Origin of the sequence: Mycobacterium parascrofulaceum ATCC BAA-614 (assembly GCF_000164135.1) — a bacterium.
Lineage (GTDB): Bacteria > Actinomycetota > Actinomycetes > Mycobacteriales > Mycobacteriaceae > Mycobacterium > Mycobacterium parascrofulaceum.
This window is the reverse complement of sequence record NZ_GG770555.1, coordinates 362,733-372,619: the sequence shown is the minus strand read 5'-3', so window position 1 is coordinate 372,619 and position 9,887 is coordinate 362,733. Positions and strand designations below refer to the sequence as shown.

General features: G+C 71.8%; 10 protein-coding genes and 1 pseudogene. 2 read left to right on the top strand and 9 right to left on the bottom strand.

Annotated elements, in window-relative coordinates:
• Positions 1-428: pseudogene (locus HMPREF0591_RS17245) on the top strand (hypothetical protein); the annotation flags it as partial.
• On the opposite strand, the gene fadD1 reads toward HMPREF0591_RS17245, so the two are convergent.
• The 9 genes from fadD1 to HMPREF0591_RS17200 are packed head-to-tail and all read right to left on the bottom strand — an operon-like array spanning position 425 to position 9,466.
• Positions 425-2,020 (bottom strand): fatty-acid--CoA ligase FadD1, encoded by a 1,596-nt coding sequence (gene fadD1 / locus HMPREF0591_RS17240; protein ID WP_007169905.1) that lies wholly within the window; start codon positions 2,018-2,020, stop codon positions 425-427. The pseudogene HMPREF0591_RS17245 and the gene fadD1 overlap by 4 nt on opposite strands.
• Positions 2,017-3,606, bottom strand: a complete 1,590-nt coding sequence (locus tag HMPREF0591_RS17235; RefSeq protein WP_244268939.1) for a flavin-containing monooxygenase — start codon at positions 3,604-3,606, stop codon at positions 2,017-2,019. Before HMPREF0591_RS17235 ends, fadD1 begins: the two co-directional genes overlap by 4 nt.
• Before the next feature lie 8 nt (positions 3,607-3,614).
• The gene (locus tag HMPREF0591_RS17230; RefSeq protein WP_007169903.1) at positions 3,615-4,571 is read right to left on the bottom strand and encodes an alpha/beta hydrolase; all 957 of its coding nucleotides are present in this window, start codon (positions 4,569-4,571) and stop codon (positions 3,615-3,617) included.
• A gap of 30 nt (positions 4,572-4,601) precedes the next feature.
• Positions 4,602-5,003, bottom strand: a complete 402-nt coding sequence (locus tag HMPREF0591_RS17225) for a Zn-ribbon domain-containing OB-fold protein (protein ID WP_007169902.1) — start codon at positions 5,001-5,003, stop codon at positions 4,602-4,604.
• A gap of 2 nt (positions 5,004-5,005) precedes the next feature.
• Positions 5,006-6,208 (bottom strand): thiolase family protein, encoded by a 1,203-nt coding sequence (locus HMPREF0591_RS17220; RefSeq protein ID WP_007169901.1) that lies wholly within the window; start codon positions 6,206-6,208, stop codon positions 5,006-5,008.
• On the bottom strand, positions 6,205-6,660 hold the full coding sequence (locus HMPREF0591_RS17215) for a hotdog family protein (RefSeq protein ID WP_007169900.1): 456 nt from the start codon (positions 6,658-6,660) through the stop codon (positions 6,205-6,207). The genes HMPREF0591_RS17220 and HMPREF0591_RS17215 overlap by 4 nt, the downstream gene beginning before the upstream one ends.
• Positions 6,661-6,668: 8 nt before the next feature.
• Positions 6,669-7,169: a MaoC family dehydratase gene (locus tag HMPREF0591_RS17210; RefSeq protein WP_007169899.1), complete on the bottom strand. Its 501-nt coding sequence runs from the start codon at positions 7,167-7,169 to the stop codon at positions 6,669-6,671.
• The gene (locus tag HMPREF0591_RS17205) at positions 7,166-8,284 is read right to left on the bottom strand and encodes an acyl-CoA dehydrogenase family protein (RefSeq protein ID WP_007169898.1); all 1,119 of its coding nucleotides are present in this window, start codon (positions 8,282-8,284) and stop codon (positions 7,166-7,168) included. The genes HMPREF0591_RS17210 and HMPREF0591_RS17205 overlap by 4 nt, the downstream gene beginning before the upstream one ends.
• Before the next feature lie 3 nt (positions 8,285-8,287).
• Positions 8,288-9,466, bottom strand: a complete 1,179-nt coding sequence (locus HMPREF0591_RS17200; protein WP_007169897.1) for an acyl-CoA dehydrogenase family protein — start codon at positions 9,464-9,466, stop codon at positions 8,288-8,290.
• A gap of 252 nt (positions 9,467-9,718) precedes the next feature.
• Here HMPREF0591_RS17200 and HMPREF0591_RS33140 point away from each other — a divergent pair, with 252 nt between their 5' ends.
• Entirely contained in the window at positions 9,719-9,883 is a 165-nt protein-coding gene (locus HMPREF0591_RS33140; RefSeq protein WP_007169895.1) for a hypothetical protein, read from the top strand.
• Positions 9,884-9,887: the final 4 nt, after the last annotated feature.

Genomic DNA, 9,887 nt, shown 5'->3' with positions numbered 1-9,887 from the left:
TGGCGGCCGCGATATTCGTCGGCGGCGCCGCCGCGGGCCGGTTGCCGGACCGGCCGCGCGCACTGGCGTTGGGGCTGGCGGCCGGGACCGGGTTCGGGGTCATCGAGGTGGGCGTCCGGCTGATCGATGTGATCGATCCGACCAAACGCGCCTTCTATGCCAATCCGGCGCTCTACGCGGCGGCCGCGGGCGGGGCCGCCGGCTTCCTGCTGCTCACCTCCGCGCTGCACCGCGGATCGGTGACCACGGCGGTGGCCGGCATGGTCGTCGGCGAAACCATCGCGCCCGCGTTCGCCGGGGTGGTGTGGCTGGGCGACAGCGCGCGCGACGGCCTCGGCTGGCTGGTGGTGGCCGGCTTCGCGGTGGCCGTCTCGGCGACGCTGGTGCTGGCCCGATTCGGGGAAGCGCCCCAGGAGGCGGCCACCTAGTTCGTGGCGCGGGCTTCCACCGCTTGACGGTAGGCGGTGCCACGCGCCGGCCGGGTCCACAACACCCCGCCCCCGGCGCTGACGCCGGCGGCCATCAGCGCGCGCTTGAGGATCTTGTTCGTCGCGGTGGTGGGCAGGTCCGCGTTGATGCGCACATGCCGCGGCCAGGCCTTGGGCGACAGGTCCGGTTGTGCCGCAAGGAACTTGGCGAACCCGTCGGGCGTCAGGCGTGCCCCGTCCCGCAGCACCAGCGCGGCCATCACCTGGTCGCCGACGCGGTCGTCGGGCACCGCGTAGACGGCGACCTGGCTGACGCCGGGCAGGCGTTCCAGGATCCGCTCGATCGGCCCCGCGGCCAGGTTCTCGCCGTCCACCCGCATCCAGTCCGCGGTGCGGCCCGCCAGGTAGATCCAGCCGTCGGCGTCGCGGTAGGCCAGGTCGCCCGACCAGTACATGCCGTGCCGCATCCGCTGCGCGGTGGCGGCGGGATCGTTGTAGTAGCCGACGAACGGGCCCGCGCCCTGGGTGTTGACGAGCTCGCCGACCGCGTCGTCGAAGTTGGTCAGCGCCCCGTGTTCGTCGAATTCCGCGACGGCGCACTCCCGCAGCGTGGTCGAGTTGTAGATGCTTACGCCCGGATATGGTCTGCCGATCGATCCGGGCGGGGTGCCGTCCTCGCGGACGACGATCACGGCGAACTCGCTGGAACCGAAGCTGTCCACCACCCGGCAATCGAAACGCCTTGCGAATTCGGCGATGTCGCGGTCGGTCGCCTCGTTGCCGAACGCCACCCGCAGCGTGTTGTCCGCATCGTCGGGACGCTCGGGGGTGGACAGGATCAACGCCAGGGGCTTGCCCACATAGTTGAGGTAGGTCACGCGGTGGCGACGCACGTCGTCCAGGAACCGTGACGGCGAGAACCGGGCCGGGACCATGGTGGCGCCGGCGCCGATCGCGACCGCCCACCCGGCGGCGACACCGTTGGAGTGGAACAGCGGCATGGACAGGTAGCAGACGTCGGCGGCGGTCACGTCGTACTGGAAGATCAGGCTGGCGCCGCACATGACCGCCATCGCGTGGGCGAGGCGGACGACCTTCGGGTCACCGCTGGTGCCGGAGGTGAAGATCATCATCAGCGTGTCGCCGCCGGCTACCTCGCGATGCGGAACTAGGGGCGGCGCGGCGGCCACCAGGTCGGCGTAACGCCCGCCGGTCACGTCGAGGATCTGAATCCCGTTGAGGTCCAGGCCATCCAGCAGTTCGCGGTGCTCGGGATCGACGAGCAGCAGCTGGCAGTCGGACCGCCGGATGTCGGCCAGCAGCCCGGCCCCCCGCCGCGTCGTGTTGATCCCGCACAGCACGTACCCGCCCAGCGCGGCCGCGGCCATGGCGCGCAGCATCGCCGGGGAGTTGGGCAGCAGCGCCCCGACGTGTAGTGGCCGGGCGGGGTCGGCGAGGGCGATCAGCGCGGCGGCCTCCGCCTCGGCCTCCGCGAGGTGTTCCCGCCAGGTCCACGTGCGCTCACCGGAGGCCAGCGCCGGGGTGTCGTCGTCACGGCGCCGCCGCAGCAGCTGCTGAACGGTTTCGATCATCGGGTCGTCAGCACCAGCCCGGCGTAGTCCTGGCGGGCCACCTCATCGCAGTGCCGCCGGTAGGTGCCGAACCCTCCGGCGTAGGGCATGAAGACGCGCTTCTTGCCCGCGATGTTGGCGCCCAGGTACCACGACGAGGCCGCCTTCGGGAAGAGCGTCCGCTCGGCGGCCGTCGCCACGTGGTCGGTCCACGCGTCGGCGGCGTCGCGGCGCGGTTCCACCTCCGTCACCCCGAGGCGGCGGGCCGTCAAGATCAGGTCGATGACCCAGTCGACCTGCACCTCGGCGTGCAGCACCATGTTGGCGAGCACCGACGGGCTGCCGGGGCCGCTGATGGTGAACATGTTCGGCAGCCCGGGCACCATCAGGCCGAGAAAGGTCACGGGGCCGTCGGCCCAGATGTCACGCAGCCGCACTCCCCCGGGTCCCGCCGGGTCGATGCGGGTCAGCGCGCCAGTCAGCGCGTCGAAGCCGGTGGCGAAGATGAGCACATCGCAGGGGTAGGTCGCGGCGCCGGTGCGCACACCCCCGGCGGTGATCGCTTCGATCGGCTCGCGGCGCAGGTTCACCAGCGTGACGTTGTCGCGGTTGAACGCGGCGTAATAGCCGCCGTCGGTGCAGATCCGCTTCGTCCCGATCGGGTGGTCGACCGGGATGAGGTCGGCGGCCACAACGGGATCGGCGACGATCTCGCGGATGCGTTCCTCGGCGAATTCGCGCGCGATGTGGTTGGCGGCGAGGTCGGAGTTCTGGTCGGGGAAGGTCTTCGCGAACAGGACGCCGCCCTCGCGCCAGCGCCGCCACAGCGCCTCGGCGCGCTCCCGCGGATCGGTGTCGACCGCCTTCTTGTGGTACGTGCCGTGCGGGGTGCCCGCCGCCGCGTAAGCCGAGGCGCGGCGGCGCTCGGGGTATTGCTCCCGGATCTGTCGTTGCTCCTCCGGTGTCCAGGGGCGGTTGGGCATCGGGATGCTGTAGTTCGCCGACCGCTGGAACACCACCAGCCGGTCCGCCTGCGCGGCGACGATCGGAACCGCCTGGATGCCGGAGCTTCCCGTGCCGATCAAGCCGACCCGCTTGCCGCGCAGGTCGGGGTCCTCGCGCGGCCACGCGGCGGTGAAGTATGCCTCGCCCGCGAAGTCGTCGACGCCGGGGATGTCGGGGCGGTTCACCGCCGACAGGCAACCCGTCGCGCAGATGAGGAACGGCGCGGCGTAGGTCTGGCCGTCTTTGGTTCGGACCCGCCACCCGCCCTGGCCGAATGCGGCGCCGACGACGTCGACCCCGAATCGGTAGTGGCGGCGCAGATCGAACCGATCGGCGACGTGGCCCAGGTAGGCGAGGATCTCCGGTTGCGCGGCGAAGCGTTCGCTCCACGTCCAGCTCTGCTGCAGTCCCTCGTCGAACGAGTAGGAGTAGTCGACGCTTTCGACGTCGCACCGCGCCCCCGGGTACCGGTTCCAGTACCAGGTCCCGCCCACGTCGGGCGCCGCCTCCAGCCCGAGCACCGACAGCCCCGCCGACGCGGCCCGGTGCACGGCGTAGAGCCCCGCGAAGCCCGCGCCGATAACGATCACGTCGGCTTCCATCTTCGGGATCATGTCGACTCACAGAGGGTGGGGTGCAGTAGCTCCCGCAGGTCGGCGCAGATGAGGTCGCGCGCCGAGACCGCCGGGGGAAACGACGGGATGGTCAGGAAGCCGTGAAACAGGCCCGGAAAGTCGCGGTGCACCACGCGCGTCCCCGCGTCGCGCAGCCGGCGCGCGTAGTCGCGGCCCTCGTTGTGCAGGGGATCGAGGCCGGCGGTGACGATGACGGCCGGCGGCAGGTCGGCGTGCGACGCCGCGCGGGCCGGCGCCACCAGGTGCGGGGGGTCGAAAACCGTTTGCGCGCCGACGTATTGGGCCCAATACCAGCGCATGGCGGCGCGCGTGAGAAAGTAGCCGGTGGCGCAGCGCCGGTAGCTGTCGGTGTCGAACGCCGGCTCGATGACCGGGTAGATCAGGAGCTGCGCGGCGGGCCGGGCGGCGCCCCGGTCCCGACACAGGATGGCGGTCACCGCGGCGAGGTTGCCGCCGGCGCTGTCGCCGGCGATCGCGGTCCGCGCCGGGTCGATGCCGAGCCCGGGCGCGTGGTCGACCACCCAGCGGAACGCCGCGAAGGCGTCCAGCGCGGCCGCCGGGGCCGGGTGTTCGGGCGCGAGGCGGTAGCCGATCGACACGACGACGGCCCCGGTGCCGCGGGCCAGGGCGCGGCAGAAGCCGTCGTGGGATTCGATGTCGCACAACACGAATCCGCCGCCGTGGCAGAACACGACCGCCGGGCGGTCGCCGCGCGGCTCGCCGTGCGGGTGGTAGACCCGGGCGGGAATGTCGCCCCCGGGGCCCGGGATCGTGCGGTCTTCGGTGCGGCGGACGTCGTCGATGTTGGTGACGGGCTGGCGCCGCTCGGCGACGGCGGCGCGGGCCTGGGCGGCCGTCATGGTCTCCACGCGCGGGAACCCCGCGTCCAACTCGCGCAGCAACGCCCGGACGCCGTCAAAGGGGTCGTCCATGTGACGCCTCCGCCCGCGTCGGTGGGCCGCTCACGCCGGCCGGTACTTCAAGAGGGTGATTCCGTCTTCGGGCAGATCGTAGAACACCGGCTCGACCCGCATGCCGATATGGATGTGGGCGGGATCGACGTCGACCAACTCGGTGCTGAACTTCGGTCCGGCGTCCCACTGCACGACGGCGGGCAGCTGCGGCAGCGCATCCGCCCAGGGCGGCCCGGTGGGCCGGCGGGCGACCGTGTACGTGTACAGCGCTCCGGCGCCGTCGATTTCGCGCCACTGCAGATCGTCGGCCAGTGTCCCCGGGGCGAGGGTCCGCGGGTAGAACACGTAGCGCCCCAACGACGGCGAGTACTGCACCAGGATGCGGTGCTGAGCCAGGCCGTCCCAGAAGGGCCGCGACACCGGCGTGGGCTCGGGAACCGGGATGCCCATCGCTAGTCGCCCCGCATCAGCAGCGCGACCTGCTCGCTCATGATGCCGCCGTTGCCGGTGACGAACGCGGTGTGGCAGTCGGGCACCTGGGCGGCGCCCGCCCGGCCCATGACCTGTCGCGCCCCGTCGATGACGTGGTGCATGCCGCCGGCCATGCCGGCCTGCCCGAAGGACAGCTGGCCGCCGGCCGTGTTGAGCGGAAAGTCGCCGCGGTGGGTCAGGTCGTGCCCGGCGATCCACGACATCCCGCGGCCCTTGTCGCAGAAGCCGGCGTCCTCGAGGCTCATCAGCACGGTGATGGTGTAGCAGTCGTAGATCGACGCCATGTCCACCTCCGACCGGTCCAGCCGCGCCATCGCGAACGCCCTGTCGGCGGCGCGGGAGATCGGGGTGCGCAGCAGGTCCTCGGCGTAGGTGGGGGTCTTGAACGCGATGTGTTCGCCGAACCCCTTGATCCACACCGGACGGTGGCGCCCGCGCCGGGCGAGGTCGGCGTTGGCGATCAGGACGCCCGCTCCCCCGTGCACCCGCATCACGGTCTCCAGCATGTGGATGGGGTCGGCGATCATCGGGCTGGCGAGGACGTCGTCCACCGTGATCGGCGTGCCGTGGAACACCGCGCCGGGGTGGGCGCACGCGTTGGTGCGCTGGTCGACCGCGATCTTGGCCACCGCGGCGGGGTCGTAGCCGAACTCGGCGGCGTAGCGCTGCGCGATCTGCGCGTACGGGGCGTTCTGGCCGACGTTGCCGTACGGGATCTCGAATTCGGCCTGCGGCGACCCGTAGTTGTTCGACGACGCCCCATACCAATTCGGCGCGGGCGGGGGCCGCTTCTCGGACTGCGGCTGCGACGCCGAGCCGGGGACCACGGCCAGCACCGCGTCGCAGATGCCGAGCTCCACCGCGGCCGCGGCCCGCCAGATCATGCCCGCCGCGGTGGCGCCGCCGAGATCCACCCGCTCACCGAAATCCAGTGCCAGACCGAGGTATTCGCACAGCGTGGCCGGTGCGAACATCGCCGACTCGGCGATGCCGTGGGTCAGCAGGCCGTTGACGCGCGCGGGGTCGACGCCCGCGTCCTCGATCACCGCCTTCGCAAGCACCGCGTACTGGTCCAGGGTGAACAGCGGCGGCCCGGTGGGGCGCCGCTGCGCCGGCAACTCGGCGATGCCGACGATCGCGGCCTCGCCGCGCAGCCCGGTCACCGATCGGCCTCGCGAGGCGTTCCCCGTCGCGGCAGCTCGACGGTCGCGGTGCCGGGCATCAGCACCGTCTCCCCGCGGCGCCCGGCGACGTCGAGGTCGACCAGCCCGGCGCCTTCGTCCGAGAGCCGCTTGGCGGTGATCGTGCCGCCGAAGCTCAACGGCTGGCCGGGATGGGCGACCGCGCGGTTCTGGACGGAGAAGGACACCAGCCGGCCGCGCCCGCCGACCCAGTCCCCGATGGCCCGGCCGAGCAGCGCCGCCTGCAGCGGACCGTGCACCAGCACGTCGTCGTACCCTTCGACCGTGCGGGCCCAGTCCTTGTCGTAGTGGATGCGATGGCCGTTGTAGGTGGCGGCGCTGAAGAAGAACAGCTGCTTTTCGTCGACGGTCACGGTGAGCTCGGGCAGCCGGTGGCCCACCTCGACGTCCTCGTAGAAGAGTTGGTCGGTCATGGGCGCTCCTAGGGGCGGGCGATCATCGACGTCGAGGCCTCGGCGAGCAGGTCCTTGTGCTGGTTGCGGTAGACCGTGTGCCAGGTGACCAGGACGAATCTGCCGGAGCGGCCCTGCTTTTCGACGATGGAGTCGACGGTGCGCACCATTGCGACGTCGTCGCGGTGGTAGGCCGGCAGGTGGAAGGTGAAGCTCTCCCCGCCGGCCATCCGTTTGGGGGCCCGGGGGAACGCGAGGCTGCCCGAGATCGCGCCGGAGGAACCGTCGGGCCGCAGCGCCTCGAGGTGCGTGACGCCGAGCACGGCGTACTGCAGGAACAGCGGCGGGCAGATGATGTCGCGAAAGCCGTTGGCCCGGGCGTAATCCGGGTCGAAATACAGCGGGTTGTGGTCACCGGTCGCCGCGGCCCACCGCTGCCAGTCGCGCCGGTTCACCTCGCCCGTGGCGCTCGCGGCGACGGTCCCGACGCGCGACGCGGACTCGGCGTCGATCAGGCTGTCCTCGTTCACCGGGCCTCCTCTGCGCGCAATGTCTCCTCCAGCCATCCGGCGGCGACGTCCGCGCCGCCGCCCCACGTCGAGCCGAACCGGGCCCGCTCGCTCCACAGATACAGATCGGTCTCGGTGACATAGCCCATGCCGCCGTGCAATTGGTGGGCGTCCAGCGTGATCGACCGGGCCGCGGTGGCCGCGTGCACGCGCGCGATCGCCGTCTCCCGGGTCGCGGTGCGTCCGCGCGCGATCCAGAAGACCGCCGCATGCGCGGCCAGCCGCGCCGCCGCCAGGGCGATGTGCATGTCGGCGACCAGGTGCTGGGCCGCCTGGAAGGACGCGATGGGCCGGCCGAATTGGTGGCGCAGCGTGGTGTAGTCGACGGTGCGGTCGATGACCGCCTGCCCGACCCCGACCAGGTCGAGGGACCCCAGGGCCGTCGCCGCGTTGGCCAGGCGGCGGAGCGCGGTCCCGGTGGCTTCGCCGAGCAGCGCCCGGTCGTCGACCACGACGTCGTCGAAGCGCACCGTGAACGCCCGCTGCCCGCCGGCCATGGCGAGCGGCTGCACGATCACGCCGCTGGCTTGGGTGTCGACGGCGAAGGCCAGCGTATGGCGTTGGGCCGCAGCAGAAACCACGATGATGTCGGCGACGTCGGCGTCGGCGACGTAGTCCGCGGTGCCGTTCAGCCGCCATCGCCCCGACGCGGTGTCGGCGCGCAGCGGGGCGGACACGGCGGCGGCGTCACGCGCGTTCCAGAGCGCGGTGGTGCCGCGGACCGCGCCGCAGGCCAGTGACGGCAGCCAGGCGGCCTTGGCGGCCGGGGAGCCGAGTTGGTCGACCGCGAGCCCCGCCTGGATGCTGCTGTGCACGGTCGTCGGGCACAGCGCGCGGCCCGCCTCGGTGTAGAAGACGGCGAGGTCGTCCAGCGAGCCGCCCGAGCCGCCGTGTTCCCCGGCGAGGGCCAGCCCGAACACGCCGGCGTCGGTCAGCGCCTTCCACAGCGCCGGTGTGCGGCGGTCCGCGTCGGGTTCGGTCAGCGTGCGCACCAACTCCACGGGGCTCTCGGCGGCCAGCAGGGCGCGCAGCGAGGAGGCGAACGCGCGCTGCTCGACGGTGGGTATCGCCCTCATGCGTCAGCGCCCGTAGCTGGGCATCTTGTGCCCGCGCTGGGCGATGATGTCGCGGAGCACCTCGTTGGTGCCGCCGCCGAAGCGCATCAGGGGCGCGGCGCGATAGAGCCGCTCGAACGTGCCGGCCAGCGGCGCCGCCGGGCTGCGGTGCGCCAACAGACCGTCCGGGCCGAGCAGGTCCAGCGCCAGCACGGCGATGCGTTGGCGCAGCTCGCTGGTGAACACCTTCTCGACGCTGACCTCCACCGACGGGATGACGCCGCTGTCGAGGATCGACGCGGCCTCGTAGCCCATGAGCGTGGCCACCGCGACGTCGGCCTCGGCCTGCGCGAGCCGGCGCCGCAGCGACGGGCTGTCGGCGGGCACCGTGCCGTCCCGGCGCGGGGTCAGCGCCAGCGCGCGCAGCTCCTCCACGGCGCGACGCAGGTCGCCCGCGTTGGTCAGCGCGCCGCGTTCGAGATCGAGCGCGCCGGTGATGTACGTCCAGCCGCGATTGACCTCGCCCACCAGGTTGGTGACCGGCACCCGCACGTCGCGGAAGTGCACCTCGTTGGTGCGATAACCCGACCACGCGTACATCGGGCGGATCTGTACACCCGGGCTGTCGATTGCGACGATGATGACCGAGATGCCCCGGTGCCGCACGGCGTCGGGATCGGTTCGCACGCAGAGCCATTCGTGGGTGGCGCGCTGCGCCCCGCTGTTCCAGATTTTCGTGCCGTTGATCACCCATTCGTCACCGTCGCGGACCGCGCTGGTGCGCAGGCTGGCCAGGTCGGTGCCGGCCTCGGGCTCGGAATACCCGACGGCGCAGATCATTTCGCCGCGGGCGATCAGCGGCAGCCAGTCGGATTTGTTCCGCTCCGTGCCGTGCCGCATGATCATCGGCGCGACGGAGGTGACCGTGAGGTCGGGCCCGGGAACGCCCCAGTACTCGAATTCGCTCATCAGCAGGTGCTGGTGGACGGCGCCGAGCCCCAGACCGCCGTACTCGCGCGGCCAGTTCAGGCCGAACCAGCCCTTCTCCCCGATCCTGCGACGGAACCTCGCCACCTCGCCGCCGGGCAACTCCAGGTCGTGCTCGGCGAGCTCGGCCCGCAGCTGCGGGGTGACGTTGTGGCGGAGGAAGTCGCGGACCTCGGCGAGCCAGGCACGCTGCCCGGCGTCGAGTTCGAAGTCCATTCCGGGCGCCTATGCCTTCCTGCGAGCCTTTCCACCGGGCAGCGTCAGCGTAACGCCGCGACGAGAATGCGCCCGGGATTTCGCCGTGCCGTCAGGCGGCGCGGCCGGGGCCCCGTCTGTAAATGCCCTGTCAAACTCCCGTTAATTCGCATCGCCGCTCTCGCAGTTATGTGGCCGTGCTGCGAAAATTTGTAGATCGGCTGGTCGACGTGGACCAGGACCTTTGCCCGGCCGCACCCCAAGGGGGATGTCATGCCCACAGTCGAGACGCGCCTCCGCGACGACTTGCGCAACTATGCCGTCGAATTGCGGCAGCTGGCCTACACCCTTCCGCTCGGCGTGGGCGAGCACAGCCTGCTTCAGCTGTCGGACCGCATGCGCGCCGCGGCCGACCAGGTGATCCGCAGAGGAGCCTGACCGC

What these genes read in the sequence shown, in the direction of transcription:
- fadD1 (WP_007169905.1), bottom strand. Translation starts at nt 2,020, where the DNA reads ATGATCGAAACCGTTCAGCAGCTGCTGCGGCGGCGCCGTGACGACGAC.
- HMPREF0591_RS17235 (WP_244268939.1), bottom strand. Translation starts at nt 3,606, where the DNA reads ATGGAAGCCGACGTGATCGTTATCGGCGCGGGCTTCGCGGGGCTCTAC.
- HMPREF0591_RS17230 (WP_007169903.1), bottom strand. Translation starts at nt 4,571, where the DNA reads ATGGACGACCCCTTTGACGGCGTCCGGGCGTTGCTGCGCGAGTTGGAC.
- HMPREF0591_RS17225 (WP_007169902.1), bottom strand. Translation starts at nt 5,003, where the DNA reads ATGGGCATCCCGGTTCCCGAGCCCACGCCGGTGTCGCGGCCCTTCTGG.
- HMPREF0591_RS17215 (WP_007169900.1), bottom strand. Translation starts at nt 6,660, where the DNA reads ATGACCGACCAACTCTTCTACGAGGACGTCGAGGTGGGCCACCGGCTG.
- HMPREF0591_RS17205 (WP_007169898.1), bottom strand. Translation starts at nt 8,284, where the DNA reads ATGAGGGCGATACCCACCGTCGAGCAGCGCGCGTTCGCCTCCTCGCTG.
- HMPREF0591_RS17200 (WP_007169897.1), bottom strand. Translation starts at nt 9,466, where the DNA reads ATGGACTTCGAACTCGACGCCGGGCAGCGTGCCTGGCTCGCCGAGGTC.
- HMPREF0591_RS33140 (WP_007169895.1), top strand. Translation starts at nt 9,719, where the DNA reads ATGCCCACAGTCGAGACGCGCCTCCGCGACGACTTGCGCAACTATGCC.